Raw genomic sequence first — 17,225 nt, forward strand, 5'->3', positions numbered from 1 at the left:
TCGCCGATATGCCAGGTGTGGGAATGAATGTCGAGTCGGCGCCAACCGCCCGAAAGCGCCGACGGCACGCCGTCGCGCTGGTGGTCGCTGTCATCATCGTGGGCCTGGCCAGCACGGTGATGGTGACAACCGCGGTCCGGCGCGCTCAGCAGCGCCATGCCGGACAACTGATGGACCAGCACGCCGACGAGGTCGCCCGGGCGGTCACCAGTGAGGCCGACCGCTATCGCGACACCGTGTCCGATGTGGCCGCGGCCGTAGGGGCACAGTCGGACTTCACCGCCGGCGACTTCACGGAGATCACCTCCCGGCTTACCCGGCAACGGCTGCCGGGAGCCACCGCCGTTGCCTTCGCGGTGGCGGCCGAGGACGGCCGGATGTCGCAGGTCGAGGCGGCCTGGCGGGAGCGTGGTGCGCCTGGGCTCACGCTGAGGGCTCTCGGGCCGGGTCGGGAGCGCATGTTCCTGATCTTTTCTCGCTCTCTCGACGACACTCCCCCGGTGCCGGGGCTCGACGTGAGTCAGGCGCCGCAAGCCGCGGATGCGCTGATCACGTCTCGCGCCACCGGGCAGGTCACCGCGAGCCATACCTACGTCCTGCTCAAGGACCGGACATTGCCCGGTGCCGAACAGCAGATGTCGTTCGTGCTCGCCGCCCCGATCAACGGCGGTCTCGGCACACCCGACGCCGGCCGGTTCCGGGGCTGGATGGTCATGGGTATGCGGGGCAGTGACTTCATTCAGGAGACCTTGCGGTCGCAGTCACGGGGCAAGGTCAACGTCACGCTTGTCGACATGTCCACCTCCACGCCCACGATCGTCGCCCGGCCCAAGACCGACGCCCTACCCCGGGCCGGCGCACTCGGCCGCGAGCGCAACGTCATCGTCGGCCAGCGCGAGTGGCAACTACGCCTCGCACCGACCGAAGAGTTGCTGATGGACACCGACCGGCGGATGCCCGCACTCACCTTCGGTGTCGGCATGCTCATGACGCTGCTCGTGGCGGCCATGGCCGGCATTCTCGTCGGCGCGCGCGTCCGAGCCATGAACGCGGTGGACCGGGCGACGGCGGCGCTACGCGAGGACATCCGGCGCCGGGAGGCGATCGAGGTACAGCTTCGCGAGCGGGAGAACGACCTGCGACGTCTCGCTCTGCACGATCCGCTGACCGGCCTGGCGAACCGCACCCTGTTCGGTGAACGCACGGAACACGCCATCGCGACCCACAAGCGCGGCACGACAACGTTCGCGGTGATATTCGTCGATCTGGACGGCTTCAAACAGATCAACGACACGCTCGGGCACAGTGCCGGCGACACCGTGCTGAACGAGGTCGCCGCGCGGCTGCGCCGCTGCGTCCGCCTCGGCGACACCGTCAGTCGTTTCGGTGGCGACGAATTCGCCGTCCTGGCCGAACAGGTCGCCACCATCGACGACACGACGACCGTCGCGGACCGCATCATCCACGCCCTGGAACAGCCCTTCGAGATCGCCGACCGGGTCCAGCACATCAGCGCCAGCGCGGGTGTGGCACTCTACGAGCAGGACATGAGCGTCGACATGATCATCCAGAGGGCCGACCGGGCCATGTATGCCGCCAAGGCGGCCGGCAAGGGCCGCTACGTTGTCGCCTCGGAGCACGACCCGGCCGGCGCAGCCACTGATTGAACGCCGCGTCCGCTCGGCGATTACATCAACGCGCGCCGATGCGACGCCAGGTGCTGAGCGTGCGAGCATGGGCGGGTGACGGGGGACGTGGCAGGCCAGGCCTTCGCCTGGATCGCATCGGTGGCGGTCGCCACCGACGGCGGACTGAGCTGGACCGAGAACGGCCAGGTCGACGACGGACTGTACGTCGGTACGGCCGGCGTGCTGCTCGGCTGCGCCGAAGCGGTGGCGGCCGGAGTGGAACCGAGGGTCGCCGAGGGCGCCCGGGACCGGCTGGTGCACCTGGTCGCCGCGGGCAACAAAGCCGAGCTCGACGACGGGCTCTTCGAAGGGTGGCCCGGCATCGCGGTGGCACTGCGCGCCTGGGCCGACGTCACCGGCGACGACACCGCCCGGAAAGCCGCCACCACGATCATCGGGCGGGTCGCGGCGCGGATGCCGGACCGCCTCGCCGATCCGGACCGCTGCACCGACATCATCTCCGGGGACGCCGGGATCCTGCTGGCCCTGGTGGACGGCTGCGACGACCCGGCCGTCGCGGCGGCGGCCGGGCAGGTGGCGGACGGCCTCGTCGGGCTGGCCCTGGACCGGCCGGACGGGCTGCACTGGCGGATGGACCCGACCCCGGCGTACGAGCATCTGCTCCCGGGTTTCTCGCACGGGACCGCCGGGGTCGCGTACGCCCTGGCCAGAGCGGGGGAAACGCTCGGCCGGACCGACCTGATCGAGGTTGCCGTCCGCGCCGCGGACGGCCTTCTGGCCCTCGGCCACCAACCCGGCGGCGGGTGGGCGGTGCCGCTGATGATCCCGCCCAAGCCGGACCGGCCCACCGTGAACTTCGGCTGGTGCCACGGGCCGACCGGCGTGATCCGCACGTTCGCCCTGCTCGACACGCTGGTGCCGGATCCGCGCTGGCCGCAAGGCATCGACGCCTGCCTGCAAGGCCTGCGGGACAGCCGGATCCCGGAGCGGCTCTACCCGGGTTACTGGGACAACCTGGCCCGCTGCTGCGGCACGGCCGGCGTCGGCCAGGTGCTGCTCGACCGCTACCGGGCCACCGGCGACCCGGAGATGCTGGCCTGGTCGCGGCGCCTGGCCGACGACGTGCTGGCCCGCACGCTGACCACCCCGGCCGGGCTGACCTGGTCGAACTTCGAACACACCGCCACCGTCCCGGACCTGCCGCCGGAGCCGGGTTTCATGCAGGGCGCCGCCGGCATCGCCGGCTGGCTGGCCCGCCTCGACGCCCCGCACACCGGGCCGGTGCTGGACTGGCTATGAGATCAGGACGGCTTTGCCCGCGATTCGGCCGGACGCCAGGCGGGCCATCGCGGCCGGGGCCTCGGCCAGCGGATATGTCTCGCTGACCAGCGGGGTCAGCGAGGTCAGGGCCTCCAGGGCGGGCCGGTTGGTCAGCACCACCGGGGCGCCCAGGTGCTGCCGGACGAACGGCGACAGGGCGAACAGCTGGAGGTTGCGTTCCAGGCCGCCGAACCAGCGGCCGCCGTCCTCACCGCCGGCGATCATCAGCCGGCCCCGCGGGGTGAGCAGGGCGCGCAGCTCGGCCAGCGAGCGGTTGCCGGCGATGTCGACGACCAGGTCGTAGCGGCCGGTCACCGGCTCGCGGGTGTAGTCGATGACCCGGTCCGCGCCGAGCGACCGGACCGCGTCGGCCTTGGCGGTGCTGCACACGCCGGTCACCCGGTCACCGCGGGCCGTGGCCAGCAGCACCGCGAACGAGCCCACTCCCCCGCCCGCGCCGATGATCAGCGTCTCGGTGCCGGCGGCCGCCTCGCCGACCATCCGCCGGGCCGTCGAACCCGAGGTGGGCAGGGCGGCGGCCTGCTCGAAGGTGAGGTGGGCGGGTTTGCGGGCCAGCTTTCCCGGGCGGGCCAGGGCGTACTCGGCCCAGGTGCTGCGGCCGCTGCCGAACACCTCGTCACCGGGCGTGAAGTCGGTGACCTCGGCGCCGACCGCCTCGACGACACCGGCCAGGTCCATGCCGGGGGTGGGGTTGCGCGGGCGGCGCGGCCCGAAGCCGAGCCGGGCGATCAGCGGCAGGCCGGTCATGGCGTGCCAGGCGCCGCGGTCGACCCCGGCCGCACGCACCCGGATCAGCACGTCCTTGGGGCCGGGGGTGGGTGGGGGCACGTCGGCGAGGCGGAGCACGTCCGCGTCGCCGTACACGTCCTGAACGATGGCCTTCATGATCACTCCGAAGGTGGAAGGCGGTATGCCGTCGAAGGTAGAACACCTCGGCGAGATCGAGATCGAGATAACAGGCTGCATCATGCAGTCACCGGGTAGAACTGAGGGGTGCGCCGCCCCTATCTCGTCCTGGCCATCTGCTGCATGAGCCTGTTCATCGTCGGCATGGACGCGACGATCATGAACATCGCGCTGCCGGCCCTGCGCGAGGACCTCGGCGCGAGCATCTCCGGCCTGCAGTGGACCATCGACGCGTACACCCTGGTTCTCGCCAGCCTGCTGGTGCTGTCCGGGTCTACCGCCGACCGGGTCGGCCGGCGCCGGACCTTTCAGACCGGGCTCGCCCTGTTCAGCGCCGGGTCGCTGCTGTGCAGCCTGGCGCCCAGCCTGGGCTGGCTGATCGCGTTCCGGGCGGTGCAGGCGATCGGCGGGTCGATGCTCAACCCGGTCGCCATGTCGATCATCACGAACACCTTCACCGAACCCCGTGAGCGGGCCCGGGCGATCGGCGTGTGGGGTGGCGTGGTCGGGTTCAGCATGGCGGTCGGGCCACTGCTCGGCGGCTTTCTGGTCGACACCCTCGGCTGGCGGTCGATCTTCTGGATCAACGTGCCGGTCGGGGTGGCCGCGTTCCTGCTGGCGTGGAAGTTCGTGCCGGAGTCGCGGGCACCCAAGGCGCGGCGCCTCGACCCGGTCGGGCAGGTGCTGGTGTTCCTGACGCTCGCCGGAGTCACGTACGGCATCATCGAGGGACCCACCGCCGGCTGGAGCTCGCCGCTGATCGTCGGGTGTTTCCTGGTCGGCGCGGCCTCCTTGGCCGGTCTTTTGATATACGAGCCCCGGCAGAAGGAACCCCTGCTCGAGCTGCGGTTCTTCCGCAGCGTGCCGTTCAGCGGCGCGACGCTGATCGCGGTGTCGGCGTTCGGGGCCCTCGCCGGGTTCCTGTTCCTCAACTCGATTTACCTCCAGGACACGCGCGGCCTGTCGCCGCTGCACGCCGGTCTGTGGACGCTGCCGATGGCAGCCACCACCGCGCTGTTCTCACCGATCTCCGGGCGTCTGGTGGGGGCGCGCGGCACCCGCCTGCCGCTCACCCTGGCCGGGGTCGCGTTCGTGGCCGGCCTGCTGCCGCTGACCCGGCTGACCGCCGACACCCCGGTGTGGCTGCTGATGGTCTGCTACGTGCTGTTCGGGTTCGGCTTCGCCATGGTCAACTCGCCGATCACCAACACCGCCGTCTCCGGCATGCCGCGCGAGCAGGCCGGGGTGGCCGCGGCCATCGCCTCGACCAGCCGGCAGGTCGGCGGGGCGCTCGGCGTCGCGGTGATCGGCGCGGCCGTCGCCGGGAACGCCGGGGCCGGCTTCGCCGAGGCCAGCCACGCCGGCTGGTGGATCATGTCGGGCCTGGGCGCGGCGGTGCTGGTGCTGGGCCTGGTCACGACCGGGAAATGGGCACGCGGCACGGTCGAACGGGCGGCGGTGCAAACCAGCCCGGCGGAGGCGGCCAAGATATCGCTGTGACTCTCAAGCGGGTTCTGGCGGCCGCGGCGGCCGCGGTGCTGCTGCTCGGCGGCGCATACGCCGGGTTCCTCGGCCACCGGTCGCGGCACCCGGTCTCGCTCGCGCCGGACGGGCCGTACCGGGTGGGCCGGGCCACCCACGAGCTCGCCGACCGCTCCCGCACCGACGAACTCGCGCCGCTCGGCGGAAACCCGCGGGTGCTGGCCCTGACCCTCTGGTATCCGGCCGCCACCGGCGGCGGCACACCGTCGCCCTACGCGCCCGGGGAATGGGCCGCGCTGCACCGTTTCGGCTGGGCCCAGACCAACTTCACCAACATCAGGACCGGCACGTACGACGATGCGCCGCTGGCCACCGGCACCTTCCCGATCGTGGTGCTGATGCCCGCCCTCGGCCTGTCGGCACCGCAGTACGCCGCCCTCGGCGCCCGGCTCGCCAGCCACGGTTACCTGGTCGCCGGGGTGACCCCGACCTACAGCGCCGGTCTGACCGTGATCGGCGGCCAACCGATCCGCGCCTCGGCGGCCGGCCGCCCGACCGACCTGGCCGGGCCGCGCGGCGACCGGCTCGCCACCGTGCAGGCGGCCGACGCCCGGTTCGCGGCCGGCCGGGTCGCGGTGCTGCTCGGCGCGCACGCCGACGCTTCTCGGGTGATTTATGTGGGGCACGGGTTCGGCGGGGCCGCCGCCCTCGAGGCGTGCCGCACCGACGACCACTGCCGGGGTGCCGCCGACCTGGACGGGACACCCTATGGGCAGGTCGCCACGAGCGGGCTGGACAAGCCGGCCCTGCTGCTCGGCTCGGCGGCCGGATCTCGCCGGTTGATCGCCGCCGGTGCCCGGGCCTACCCGCTGCCCGGCGCCGGGCCGCTCGACATGAGCGACTACGCCGCGTACTGGCTGGCCGCGCCGGTGCGGCGGGCGCTACGTCTCGGCGACCCCGGCACCGGCCGGATCGCCGAGGACTACCTGGCCGCCTTCCTCGACGCGGTGACGAACGGGACCGAATGGCGGGCGCCTGACATAGTTGGTCGATGACCGAACCCGCCGCGATCGTCCGCGTTTTCGACAATGCCTCCGAAACGTACGACAACGTCGGGGTGGAGTTCTTCCGGCCGATCGCCGCCGAGCTGGTGCGGGCGGTCGCGCCCCAGCCGGGTGAGCGGGTCCTCGACGCGGGCTGCGGCAGCGGCGCTGTCCTGGTCCCGGTCGCCGAGGCGGTCGGGTCGCGCGGGCAGGTCACCGGCATCGATCTCGCACCCGGCATGGTGGCCCGCAGCCGGGCCGCGGCCACCGGCCTCGACCAGGTGCGGGTGGTGCTCGGCGACGCGCAGAACCCGGCCTATCCCGGCGGGTCGTTCGACGTGATCACCTCGGGCCTGGTGCTGTTCTTCCTGCCCGATCCGCCGGCCGCGCTCGTCGCGTACCGCCGGCTTCTGCAGCCCGCCGGCCGGCTGGCCGTCAGCAGCTTCGCCCAGCATGACCCCCGCTATCCGCAGGCCATGAAGATTTTGGCGCGGTTCGCCGACAGCCCGCCGGAGCGCCGGAACCACCCGATGTTCGACTCGGCCGAGAGCCTGCGGGCGGCCGTCCTGGCGGCTGGCTTCGCCACCGCCGAGGTCCGCGAGGTCGAGGTACGCAGCGCCTTCAACGACGCCGCCCACCTGTACGAGTGGATCGGCTCGCACGCCGGCCGCCAGCTGGTCGACGGCATCCCGGTCGAACGCCGCTCCCTCGCCATCTCGGCTCTCGCCGCCGAACTGGACCACCCGCTCGACTTCACCACCCGCGTGCGGATCGTCCTGGCCCATTGCTGATCATTATCAGCGGCGCCCCCGGCACCGGAAAGAGCACCCTGGCGCACCGGCTGGCCCGCTCCCTCGGCTGCCCGGTGATCAGCCGAGACGAGATCCGCGAGGGAATCGTCCACGCCGGAACCCCGGACCCGGGGTTGATGCACTCCTACCGGACCTTCGTCGACACGGTGTCGTCGCTGGTCGCGGCCGGGGTAACGGTGATCGCGGAGGCCGCCTTCCAGGACGGACCGTGGCAGCCACTACTCGCCCTCGGGCCGACCCGGGTCATCCGATGCGTCGCGGATCCTTCGGCCGCGGCAAACCGCGTGGTGGTCCGGGCCGCACATCCGGGGACGCCCATGGGAGTACGGGAGTGGGCGCCCATCGCAGCGCCGCTGCCGACCTTGCTCGTCGACACCACCACGGACTACGAGCCCGGCTTTCCGGAAATATTGGCTTTTGCCGGTCGGGCACCACTCGAGTAGGTCTCGGACTTCCCGACGTCGACGTGCAGCACGCCGTAGACAAGCGCAATTACGCCCGACCGCCGCCACCGCGCGACCGGCGTGCCACACCGGCACGTGCGGCGGCGCTCGCGCAATCGGACACCAACCCCCTGGCGGCTTTGCTCTGCTCACCTATACGCGCTGCTCTGCGTACCTCCGGTAAGCGCGCGATCTTGTGGAGTTCCTGCTCGCTCCGAGCAGTAAGTCTCCAACGTTTGCAAGCTGGCCCGGGCGCGGAAGACCCGGGCGCGGGCCGGCCACCACTAGGACCGGCAAAGCTAGCAAAACACCTGACACCCTGGGTGAGCCGTCGCCTGGCGGGATAGGAATTGAGGTCTTGGGTCGGGACCGCCCGTAGCGGGCGCGCGGAGGGCGAGTTGCACCTGGCGGCACCGAGTGCCACGGGAGTGGACCGGCGCGTACGGATAAGGGATCTGCTCTTTCCGGGCGAAAGCGGTCAGCTCTCCGAAGCGGAGCGTCAGACCTTCGACCTGGTCGGCGCAGGACGCGTCGCCGAAGCGGGTCGCGTAGGCGTACGCGTTGGGGTCCTCGCCGTAGGCGGCCAGGCAGTGATAGGCGGCCAGGGCCGCCGGGACCTGGTCGGGGTCGTGCTCGCGCAGCCAGACCAGGATCTCCCGGATCGACTCCCACAGCGAGTAGACATCCAGGCCGTGGAAGCCTCTCTCTTTGCCGCAAGAGGCGTTGTGGCCGCGCAGCCAGTCGGCGAAGTCGACGGTCTCCTCGTTGGCCCACATCCAGGTCGGCCAGCGGTCGTAACCGAGCAGCGCCTCGCGCGGCTGCGGGCCGCCGCGCACCGCCGCGTCGACTCGCGCGCAGTCCGGCCAGTCCCCCTCGACCGCGAGCAGGTCGAAGCCGCGCTCCTCGATCAGCCGCCGGGTCAGCGCGGACCGCCACTGGTAGAACTCGTGCGTGCCGTGGCTGGCCTCGCCGATCAGCACGACCCGGGCGTGGTCCGCCCGGTCGAGCAGGATGTCCAGGTCACCCGGGTCGCGCAGGGGCCGCGCGATCGCCGCCACCTCGTCGCCGTACCGGTGCATACCGCCCGGTTACCCACGGCAACCGGGCGGTATACGTCGGTCATTTCACCGGCAGATCCAGGTACGAACCGCCGGTGATCGTGGTGGTGCCGCCGCTGTTGGCGTCGTAGTAGAGCGGGTCCACGGTGTCGACAACCAGGGTCAGCGAGTGCCCGGCGGGCACGTCGTAGTTGACCGCGGACAGTGACAGGTCGATCGACCGGCTACCGGTCGTAGTGGACTGCCAGTTCACCGGAGCGTGGGTGAGCAGGTCGGCGTTGCCCACGCTGTCCAGGTCGTAGAGGTACGCGACGAGCGAGCCGGTGGCGGCGGTGCCGGTGAGGTTCAGGTGCACCTTCGGGATGCCGCGCACCTTCAGGGCGGTCGACGGGCGCTCGGCGGCCCAGACGCCGGCCCGGTTGCGGTCGACGAACGGCAGCCAGATCGTCGGGCGCCGGCCGGTGAACGCGGAGATGCCGTTGGTCAGCAGCACCACGCCGCCGTTGGCGACCGTGTCGTAGTCGTTGGGCAGGCTCTTCGACCAGCCGGTGCTGGGGCTGCCGCCGAGCAGGCCGGTGCCGTCGTACCAGCGGATCTCGCCCAGCCCGTACCGCTTGGTGCTTGTGGTTTGAGCGCTCCAGGCGCTCCAGGTCTCCGCCGCGGCGTTGTCCGGCTTCAGGTAGACCTGGCCGGGCTTGGTTCCGCCGGTGTCGCCCTTGAGGTAGCGGTCGAACCAGCCGGTGGTGCTGGTCCACACGTCGTTGGGCAGGCCCAGGATGCCGGTCAGCTCGGCGATCGCGTGGTCGCCGGGGCGCAGCTCGAGGCGCTTGGGGGTGGAGAGCTTGCCGTAGAAGTCGGCCAGCTGGTTGGGCGGGAAGAAGGTGTCGCCCCAGGCGTTCTGGATCAGCACGGCCGGTGCGTTCGCGTTGATCTGGTCCAGGTAGGTGGCCGGCGAGCGGACCTTCGCCCACTCCATCACCTTGGGCACGTTCCGGTTGGCCATGAAGTCGCCGAGCATGGTGCTCAGCTCGGCGCTCGGCTTGCCGACCAGCTGCGCGGCCAGGCTGAGCAGGCCGGACGACTGCAGGTGCCGGGTCTGGTCGCTGTAGAGCGAGTACACCAGGTCGGTCCAGCCGCTGAGCATCGCGACCGCCCGGATCCGCTTGTCGAACGCCGCGCCGAGCAGGCTGATCCCGGCGCCGTAGGACACGCCGGCCGCGCCGAGGCGAGCCGGGTCGGCCGGGGTGTTGGCGATCGTCCAGTCGAGCACCTTGGACAGGTCGGCCATGTCCTTCGGCCCGGCGGTGTCGATCTCGCCGCCGCTGGCCCACCACCCGCGCGGGGTGTAGGAGACCACCACGTACCCGTCGGCGGCCATGCTCTGGGCCTGGGCCAGGTATTCGATGTCGTTGAGGCCCCAGCTGGACGGGAAGACGACCGCCGGGTAACTGCCGGTCGCGGCCGGGGCGACCACGTTGGCCTTCAGCGTCACGCCGTCGCCGGGGATGTCGACGAACCTGGTGGTCGTGGTGGCCGCGGCGGCGGCCGGGCCGGGAGCGGCCCCGATCAGGACGGTCGCGGCCAGCACCGATAGGACGGCGAACAGGGTTGAGCGGCGTGGCACCATGCGCACTCCCGGGCGGGGACGGACGGGCGCGGCGCCGCCGGGTGGATGGCGGCTGCCGCGCCCGGAGGCGAGGTGGAGCAGTGCCGGAGCGCTCCGGTGCCGGGAGCGTAGGAGTGAGTACCGAGAATTTGAACTTCATGACATTATCGTTACTTGCCAGTAACGTTGGTCACTTTACTGGCGAGTAACCCGTGTCAACTGGGGGTGCAGGATGCTCTACGGCACTCAGCCGGCGCGTCGCCGGGACGCACTGCGCAACCGCACCGCCATCCTGCAGGCCGCCTGCGAGCTGATGTCCAGCCAGTCGGCCACGGTCGGGATGCCGGAGATCGCCCGCCGGGCCGGGATCGGCCAGGCCACCCTGTACCGGCACTTCCCGGACCGGATGGCGCTGGCCACCGCGGTGATCGGCTATCTGCTGGACGGGCTCGAACACTGTGTGGCGGCCGGTCTGGAACAGCCCGCCACCTTCCGCACCGCGCTCAACGAGATCCTGCGCGCCCAGGTGACCATGCGACCCCTGGTCCAGCTGGCCCGGCGGCTCGACGCGGCCACCCGGGGCCGGTTTCTGCGCCGCCTGATCGGGGTTCTGGCCGAGCCGCTACGGCGCGCACAGGACAACGGTTACGTAAGAGCCGATCTGGTACCTGACGACCTGGTGCTGTTGTTCGGTATGGTCGAGGGCGTCGTCGAGGGCGCAACAAACCACGCCGAAGCGGTGGCCGCAGCCGGCCGCTCCATCGACCTGGCTCTCGACGGCGTGTTCAGGCCGGTTTCGTCGCCTTCCGAGGCGCCACAGCGGATTGGTAAGCTCTGATGTTCGACGAACAGGTGGGATAGTCGATGAGCTCGCCCGATGCAATGGTGCCCGAAATCGAGGCGCCAGAGTCCGTTCTGCCCGAGACTGCTCCGTCTCCTGAGATCAATACCGCAACACCGGAGCAAGCTTTACCCGATGCCGAGCCTTCCGCTCCCGATCCTGACGGCGCACTGCCGGCTGCGGCCGAAGCTGAGCCGGCCGAGACCTCGCTGGCCGAAACCGCGCCGGACGACGCTGAGCCGGCCGAGCCGGCTGCGCCCGATCCGGCCGCGATCGCTCGCGAGGAGCTGTGGGCCTCGATCGAGAAGATCAAGGACGAGGACGGGACCGTACGCGGACCTGTCACCGAGGCCGTCAAGGGCGGCCTGATCCTCGACATCGGGGTGCGGGGCTTCCTGCCCGCGTCACTCGTCGAGATGCGGCGCGTCCGCGACCTGCGTCCCTACGTGGGCCGCGAGCTCGAAGCCAAGATCCTCGAGCTGGACCGCACCCGTAACAACGTGGTGCTGTCCCGCCGCGCCTGGCTCGAGCAGCACCGCACCGAGGCTCGCAGCGGCCTGTTCGAACGGCTCGCCAAGGGCCAGGTCCGCAAGGGCGTCGTCTCGTCGATCGTCAACTTCGGCGCGTTCGTCGACCTCGGCGGGGTCGACGGGCTGGTGCACGTCTCGGAGTTGTCCTGGCGGCACGTCGACCACCCGTCCGAGGTGGTGCGGGTCGGCCAGGAGGTCGAGGTCGAAGTCCTCGAGGTCAGCTCCGAGCGCAAGCGGGTCTCCCTGTCGCTGAAGGCGACCCAGGAAGACCCGTGGCGGCACTTCGCCCGCACCCACCAGATCGGCCAGATCGTGCCCGGCCGGATCACCAAGCTGGTGCCGTTCGGCGCGTTCGTCCAGGTCGACGACGGCATCGAGGGCCTGGTGCACATCTCGGAGCTGTCCGGCGGCCACATCGAGTCCCCCGAGCAGGTCGTGCAGACCGGCGACGAGGTCTTCGCCAAGGTCATCGACATCGACCTGGAACGGCGGCGCATCTCGCTGTCGCTGCGCCAGGCCGCCGAGGCCTACCAGGAGGGCGACGAGAACTTCGACCCCACCCTGTACGGCATGGCCGCGACGTACGACAACGACGGCAACTACATCTACCCCGAGGGCTTCGACTCGGGGACCGGTGAGTGGCTCGAGGGGTTCGACGAGCAGCGCGACGCCTGGGAACAGCAGTACTCACAGGCCCGCGAGCGCTGGGAGGCACACGGCCGGCAGGTCCTGGCCGCCCGCGAGGCCGGCGGCGGCGTCTAGCCCGCCGTGGTGAGAAGCGCGACCGTCCCCGGCAGCTACCAGCCCACCGGGGACGGCGCGATTCGGCGCATCAAGGCCTGCCTCAATGGCGGCCGCCCGTTCCCCGCCTCCCCCGCCGACCTGGCCGCCGAGGCGGTGGCGGCGGTAAAGGCCGGCGCCGAAGCGGTCCACGTGCACCCACGCGACGCCGCCGGCGCGGAATCGCTGGCGGCGGCCGACATCGGCGCCGCGGTGACCGCGATCCGAGCCGCCTGCCCCGGTATCCGGGTCGGTGTCTCCACCGGCGTGTGGATGACCGGCGGCGACGCACACCGCCGGGCCGCCCTGGTGGCCTCCTGGCGCGAGATGCCGGACTTCGCGTCGGTCAACGTGAGCGAGCCGGGCTTCACCGATCTGGTGCGCCTGCTGGCCTCCCAGGGCGTCGGCGTCGAGGCCGGCGTGTGGCACCCGGACGAGGTGGACGCGCTGCGCAGGCTCCCCCTGGAACGCGTCCTGATCGAGGTCCTCGACACCCCCGCCGACCGGGCGGTGCCGGCCGCCGACGCGATCCTGGCCCGGCTGGACGCCGCCGGTTACCGAGGCGAGCGCCTGCTGCACGGCGAGGAGGAGGCCTGCTGGCCCCTGATAACCCACGCCGGCCACCTGGGCCTGCCCACCCGCATCGGCCTCGAGGACACCCTGACGCTCCCGGACGGCTCCCCCGCCCCCGGCAACGCGGCCTTGGTCGAGCACGCCCTGCCCAGGTGGCGCACTCCGTAAAACCCAGCGGCGGGCGCCCGTTTCCAGGGAACCGGCATCTCGCCCGCGCCAGAGGGACCAAAGCATCAGCGGACTTGATCGACGAAGCCCAGTCGCCGGTTCATGGCGATGGCGGTCTCGTTACGGGGGTGGTGGAAGGCCACGAGGCGTCGGTAGCCCGAAGATCGAACGAATTGGATCGCCAACAGTTTCAACGCAAGGGACAGGCCCTTGCCGCGGTGCGGAGCAAGCACTCCGGTCATCTCCGAGAACGCGAACTGTTGATCGGGGTGCAGGGAGGTGGCCGACATCGCGATCCAATCGGCGCCCAGGGTGGCGACTATGACACCGTTCGGGTTGAAGGTCGCGACGTCGATGCGCTGAGCCACGTACTCGTCGTACGTGTAGAACGGTCCTCGGTCGGGGATGTCGGCCGAGCAGGCCTTGTTCAGGTGGTAGAGCGCTCGGCGTTGCTCCGGTGCATCGTCGAGGGCGGCCATGGTCGTGAACCGTGTGCCTGCCGACTGAGCCCGTCGCAGGTAGGGCTCGAATCTCGCATCGTCGAACCTGTCGATGTCCAGCTCGAGTTTCACCCACTCCGTCATGGGAACGGACTCTATCTATGTAGCGCGTTCCGGTGGACGCGTGGCGCTCTACGCGACTCTGAGCCTGGAGCTGCTTAGCATGGCGGGCATGGCTGGTGACTGGTTTGCCGATGCGGTGATGTATGAGATCTATCCGCAGTCGTTTGCCGACTCCGACGGGGATGGCGTGGGTGACCTGCGTGGGGTCATTGAGCGGCTCGACTACATCGCCTCGCTCGGGGTCGACGTCATCTGGTTCAATCCCTGCTTCGCCTCGCCGTTTGTGGACGCGGGGTATGACGTGTCGGACTACCTTGCGATCGCGCCTCGGTACGGCAGCAACGACGACATGGTGGAACTCGTCGAGAAGGCCGGGGCGCGCGGCATTCGGGTCATGCTGGACCTCGTTGCGGGGCACACCTCTATCCAGCACGCCTGGTTTCAGAAAGAGCTGGCGGCGGACGGGCCTGATCCTGACGGGGACCGGTACATCTGGTGTGAGCAGTTGCCGGAGGGTGGGTGGACTCGGGACACGCCGGGGGTGCCGGCCTGGGTTCCGTCGCCGGGGCCTCGCCGGGGGTGGTACCTCAAGAACTTCTATGACGAGCAACCCGCGCTCAACTTCGGGTGGGTGGCCCGGCCGGGGCGGGACGAACCGTGGCGGGACGCCGTGGACGCTCCAGGGCCGCTGCGCAATCGGCAGGCGCTCAAGGACATCATCGGGTTCTGGCTGGCCAAGGGGGTGGCCGGGTTCCGGGTGGACATGGCGTTCTCGCTGGTCAAGGACGAGCTGTGGGACGACGGGATCCGGGAGACCGTCGAGATCTGGCGGGAGATCCGGGCGTGGCTCGATGAGGCGTACCCGGACGCGGTGCTCATCCCGGAGGGCAGTGAGCCTCGGACCGGTGGGTCGTTCGCGTTCGACGCCGACTTCTTCCTGGTCATCAAGAACGCGCACGCCAGCCTGTTCGACAATCACGCCGCCGGGATTCTGCCGTTCCAGGCGCCGCAGGACCCGTTCTTCGACGAAGCCGGCAAGGGCAGCACCCGGCCGTTCCTGGACGCCTGGCACGGGGCCCGGGCGGCCGGGCCGGACCGGCCGATCGTGCTCGCCACCGCCGACCACGACTACGACCGGCTACGCGTCGGCTCGCGCACCGAACAGCAGCTGCGGGCCGCGCTGATGTTCCTGTTCACCTGGGGCAACGTGCCGTGCCTGTACTACGGGGACGAGATCGGCATGCGGTACCTGCCGGACATGCCCGATGTGGAGGGCGCGATCTGCAACCCGACCTACAACCGGGCCGGCTGCCGTACGCCGATGCAGTGGGACGACTCGCCGAACGCCGGGTTCTCCACGGCCGACCCGGACAAGCTCTACCTGCCGGTCGACCCGGATCCGCGGCGGCCGACGGTGGCCGCCCAGGAGGACGATCCGGATTCGACGCTGAACTTCGTGCGCGAGCTGATCCGGGTGCGGCCGCCGACGCGGGGCACCACCCAGGTGATCAACGAGGGCTATCCCCTCGCGTACATCCGGAATGGGTCTGATCTGGTGGTTTTGAATCCGCGGCGGGAGCCGGCGACGATCACCGTGGCGGGGACGGCCACCCCGATCCTGGCGGACGGCATCGAGCATGACGGCGACACGATCACCGTGGCGGGGTTTGGCTACGGGCTCCTGAGGCTTGCAGGTGATGCCGCAGGTCCCGGGTCTCGCCGCTGACCGGGCGGGCGGCCAGGATGCACGTGTCGTCGTCGGGGTTGGCCTGACGCAGCCGGGCCAGCAACTGGGCCAGGGGCTGCTGGGGCGAGGCCCGGACCGCCTCGTCGACCGTGCGGATCACCTGGCCGAGGCCGTCGTCGGGGCCGCGGTGCCGGTGTTCGACAAGGCCGTCGGTGTAGAGCAGCAGCACGTCACCGATGCGGAACGGCATCCGGCTCGTGGGATAGACGGCGTCGTCGACCACGCCCAGGATCGGGCCGGGTGGCCGTTCCAGGGGCATGGTGCGGCCGCCCCGGCTCAGCAGCGGCGGCGGGTGCCCGGCCTGGGCCCAGGTGATCTCGCCGCCGGCCGGGTCGTAGCGGACGACCACGGCGGTGGCCGAGAGCTCGGGGTTGTCGCGTTCGAGTTCGCAGGTCAGCCGGTTGAGGTGACCGAGCAGGACACCGGGGTCGCTGGTGGTGACCGCCAGGGCGCGCAGCGCGTGCCGCAGCTGGGCCATCGTGGTGGCGGCGGGGGTGCCGTGCCCGGCGACGTCGCCGACCGCGAGGAGCACCGAGCCGTCGCGCAGCCGGGTCGCCTGATACCAGTCGCCGCCGACGAAGCTCTCCTGGCCGGCCGGCAGGTAGCGCAGGGCCACCTTGAGGCCGGGCAGTTCGATCGGCTCCTCGGGCAGCGGCTGGATCATCCGCTGCAGGTGGCCGGGAAGCGAAGGAGCCGGCGCGGGCCGGGCCGGCGGCGGGAACGCCCGGTCGGTGACGTCCTGGACGATCGCGAAGACCCGCAGCGGGCGGCCGGCCGCGTCACGGACCGCCTCGGCCACGGTGCGCAGGTGTTTCACCCGGCGGCCGAGGCGCACCCGGACGGTGACGTCCACCTGGGACTCGTTGTCGTACGCCTCGAGGGCGGCCCGGATCATCGCGGTGTCGCCCGGCTCCAGCAGCGCGTCGGTCTCGGCCGCGCTGAGCGGGCCGAGGCCCGGGTCGCGGTCGTAGATCTTGTACATCGCCTCCGACCAGAAGATGTCGCCGCTGGTCAGGTCCCACTCGCCCCAGCCGAGGTTGGCGAACCGGTCGGCGCCGTCCTGCTTGGACCAGCTGAGCAGCAGGCCGTGCCCGAGCCGGTGGGCGCTGACCGTGTAGTGGCCGTCGCCGTAGCGGAACGGGCCGACCGCGGTCGGACAGCCGGAGTCGAGGACGTCCTGGAAGGTGTCCCAGCCGTGGGGGAACTGGTCGCTGGCCCGGTGGCCGATCAGCTGCCGGCCGCGGCGGCCGTCGGGGGTGGTGGCGCCGGGGCTGGCGGCCTGCCAGACCAGGTCGGCGATGCGGCCGGAGCGATCACGCTCGGCGGTCAGGTAACCACACATGCCGGGGCTGGTGTCGAGCACTCGCTGCACCAGCGACACCCACGGAGCGTAACGGCGGACCGGTTCGGGGCGGGTGGGCAGCGGGCCGGTCAGGGCGGCGTCGACCATCTGCGGCACCGACCCGGGCGACGCGGGCATGGCGTAGCCGACGTCCAGCACCCGGATCACCCCGGCGGCCACCTCGGCGATGTCCCGGCGCTGCTCAACGGCCATCCGCTCGAGGTGGAGGTGGGCCTCCGCGAGGCGGCAGCGGGACCGGCCGGCGAGCAGGCCGACGGCACGCTCGATCAGAGCGTCGGCCGGAGTGCTCACCAACTGACTTCCCACCCGTACCTCCCGAC

Annotated in this window: 15 protein-coding genes; 10 read left to right on the top strand and 5 right to left on the bottom strand. The window is 71.2% G+C overall.

Annotation, left to right across the window (positions count from 1 at the left end; genetic code table 11):
* Positions 1–23 precede the first annotated feature (23 nt).
* Together Ate02nite_RS25500 and Ate02nite_RS25505 are read left to right on the top strand one after the other, a co-directional pair.
* Complete coding sequence (locus Ate02nite_RS25500; protein WP_203809832.1) at positions 24–1,667, top strand: sensor domain-containing diguanylate cyclase; 1,644 nt, start codon at positions 24–26, stop codon at positions 1,665–1,667.
* A gap of 75 nt (positions 1,668–1,742) precedes the next feature.
* Positions 1,743–2,948 (top strand): lanthionine synthetase LanC family protein, encoded by a 1,206-nt coding sequence (locus Ate02nite_RS25505; protein WP_203809834.1) that lies wholly within the window; start codon positions 1,743–1,745, stop codon positions 2,946–2,948.
* Here the strand turns inward: Ate02nite_RS25505 and Ate02nite_RS25510 are convergent.
* On the bottom strand, positions 2,943–3,875 hold the full coding sequence (locus Ate02nite_RS25510; protein WP_203809836.1) for an NAD(P)-dependent alcohol dehydrogenase: 933 nt from the start codon (positions 3,873–3,875) through the stop codon (positions 2,943–2,945). The genes Ate02nite_RS25505 and Ate02nite_RS25510 overlap by 6 nt on opposite strands.
* A 108-nt stretch (positions 3,876–3,983) precedes the next feature.
* Here Ate02nite_RS25510 and Ate02nite_RS25515 point away from each other — a divergent pair, with 108 nt between their 5' ends.
* Genes Ate02nite_RS25515 through Ate02nite_RS25530 form a run of 4 tightly spaced genes read left to right on the top strand, consistent with a single transcriptional unit; the run spans position 3,984 to position 7,676 of the window.
* Positions 3,984–5,396: a DHA2 family efflux MFS transporter permease subunit gene (locus tag Ate02nite_RS25515; RefSeq protein WP_203809838.1), complete on the top strand. Its 1,413-nt coding sequence runs from the start codon at positions 3,984–3,986 to the stop codon at positions 5,394–5,396.
* Positions 5,393–6,433 (top strand): alpha/beta hydrolase, encoded by a 1,041-nt coding sequence (locus Ate02nite_RS25520; RefSeq protein ID WP_203809840.1) that lies wholly within the window; start codon positions 5,393–5,395, stop codon positions 6,431–6,433. Before Ate02nite_RS25515 ends, Ate02nite_RS25520 begins: the two co-directional genes overlap by 4 nt.
* The gene (locus Ate02nite_RS25525) at positions 6,430–7,212 is read left to right on the top strand and encodes a class I SAM-dependent methyltransferase (RefSeq protein WP_203809842.1); all 783 of its coding nucleotides are present in this window, start codon (positions 6,430–6,432) and stop codon (positions 7,210–7,212) included. Before Ate02nite_RS25520 ends, Ate02nite_RS25525 begins: the two co-directional genes overlap by 4 nt.
* The gene (locus Ate02nite_RS25530; protein ID WP_203809844.1) at positions 7,206–7,676 is read left to right on the top strand and encodes a P-loop nucleotide/nucleoside kinase family protein; all 471 of its coding nucleotides are present in this window, start codon (positions 7,206–7,208) and stop codon (positions 7,674–7,676) included. The genes Ate02nite_RS25525 and Ate02nite_RS25530 overlap by 7 nt, the downstream gene beginning before the upstream one ends.
* Positions 7,677–7,975: 299 nt before the next feature.
* Here the strand turns inward: Ate02nite_RS25530 and Ate02nite_RS25535 are convergent, their stop codons facing one another.
* Both Ate02nite_RS25535 and Ate02nite_RS25540 read right to left on the bottom strand, forming a co-directional pair.
* Positions 7,976–8,755: an erythromycin esterase family protein gene (locus Ate02nite_RS25535; protein WP_203809846.1), complete on the bottom strand. Its 780-nt coding sequence runs from the start codon at positions 8,753–8,755 to the stop codon at positions 7,976–7,978.
* A gap of 40 nt (positions 8,756–8,795) precedes the next feature.
* The gene (locus Ate02nite_RS25540) at positions 8,796–10,361 is read right to left on the bottom strand and encodes a CocE/NonD family hydrolase (protein ID WP_203809848.1); all 1,566 of its coding nucleotides are present in this window, start codon (positions 10,359–10,361) and stop codon (positions 8,796–8,798) included.
* Positions 10,362–10,572: 211 nt separating this feature from the next.
* Here Ate02nite_RS25540 and Ate02nite_RS25545 point away from each other — a divergent pair, with 211 nt between their 5' ends.
* Genes Ate02nite_RS25545 through Ate02nite_RS25555 form a run of 3 tightly spaced genes read left to right on the top strand, consistent with a single transcriptional unit; the run spans position 10,573 to position 13,232 of the window.
* Positions 10,573–11,178 (top strand): TetR/AcrR family transcriptional regulator, encoded by a 606-nt coding sequence (locus Ate02nite_RS25545; protein ID WP_203809850.1) that lies wholly within the window; start codon positions 10,573–10,575, stop codon positions 11,176–11,178.
* 26 nt (positions 11,179–11,204) lie between these two features.
* Entirely contained in the window at positions 11,205–12,473 is a 1,269-nt protein-coding gene (locus Ate02nite_RS25550; protein ID WP_203809852.1) for a S1 RNA-binding domain-containing protein, read from the top strand.
* Positions 12,474–12,482: 9 nt separating this feature from the next.
* Positions 12,483–13,232, top strand: a complete 750-nt coding sequence (locus Ate02nite_RS25555; RefSeq protein WP_239147677.1) for a 3-keto-5-aminohexanoate cleavage protein — start codon at positions 12,483–12,485, stop codon at positions 13,230–13,232.
* Positions 13,233–13,297: 65 nt separating this feature from the next.
* Here Ate02nite_RS25555 and Ate02nite_RS25560 read toward each other — a convergent pair whose 3' ends face one another.
* Positions 13,298–13,816: a GNAT family N-acetyltransferase gene (locus tag Ate02nite_RS25560; RefSeq protein WP_203809854.1), complete on the bottom strand. Its 519-nt coding sequence runs from the start codon at positions 13,814–13,816 to the stop codon at positions 13,298–13,300.
* An 88-nt stretch (positions 13,817–13,904) separates the two neighbouring features.
* Between Ate02nite_RS25560 and Ate02nite_RS25565 the strand changes: the two genes are divergently transcribed.
* A complete protein-coding gene (locus Ate02nite_RS25565; protein WP_203809856.1) occupies positions 13,905–15,521 on the top strand; it encodes an alpha-amylase family glycosyl hydrolase in 1,617 nt (538 codons plus the stop codon).
* Here the strand turns inward: Ate02nite_RS25565 and Ate02nite_RS25570 are convergent.
* Entirely contained in the window at positions 15,448–17,211 is a 1,764-nt protein-coding gene (locus Ate02nite_RS25570) for a SpoIIE family protein phosphatase (protein WP_239147678.1), read from the bottom strand. The two genes, Ate02nite_RS25565 and Ate02nite_RS25570, sit on opposite strands and share 74 nt — an antisense overlap.
* Positions 17,212–17,225 lie beyond the last annotated feature (14 nt).

The organism is Paractinoplanes tereljensis (genome assembly GCF_016862435.1).
In the GTDB taxonomy this organism is placed as follows: Bacteria; Actinomycetota; Actinomycetes; order Mycobacteriales; family Micromonosporaceae; genus Actinoplanes; species Actinoplanes tereljensis.

Excerpts from the sequence above, each read along its gene's own strand:
- Ate02nite_RS25560 (WP_203809854.1), bottom strand. The coding sequence starts at position 13,816 with ATGACGGAGTGGGTGAAACTCGAGCTGGACATCGACAGGTTCGACGAT.
- Ate02nite_RS25565 (WP_203809856.1), top strand. The coding sequence starts at position 13,905 with ATGGCTGGTGACTGGTTTGCCGATGCGGTGATGTATGAGATCTATCCG.
- Ate02nite_RS25535 (WP_203809846.1), bottom strand. The coding sequence starts at position 8,755 with ATGCACCGGTACGGCGACGAGGTGGCGGCGATCGCGCGGCCCCTGCGC.
- Ate02nite_RS25510 (WP_203809836.1), bottom strand. The coding sequence starts at position 3,875 with ATGAAGGCCATCGTTCAGGACGTGTACGGCGACGCGGACGTGCTCCGC.
- Ate02nite_RS25500 (WP_203809832.1), top strand. The coding sequence starts at position 24 with ATGAATGTCGAGTCGGCGCCAACCGCCCGAAAGCGCCGACGGCACGCC.
- Ate02nite_RS25540 (WP_203809848.1), bottom strand. The coding sequence starts at position 10,361 with ATGGTGCCACGCCGCTCAACCCTGTTCGCCGTCCTATCGGTGCTGGCC.
- Ate02nite_RS25525 (WP_203809842.1), top strand. The coding sequence starts at position 6,430 with ATGACCGAACCCGCCGCGATCGTCCGCGTTTTCGACAATGCCTCCGAA.
- Ate02nite_RS25545 (WP_203809850.1), top strand. The coding sequence starts at position 10,573 with ATGCTCTACGGCACTCAGCCGGCGCGTCGCCGGGACGCACTGCGCAAC.
- Ate02nite_RS25550 (WP_203809852.1), top strand. The coding sequence starts at position 11,205 with ATGAGCTCGCCCGATGCAATGGTGCCCGAAATCGAGGCGCCAGAGTCC.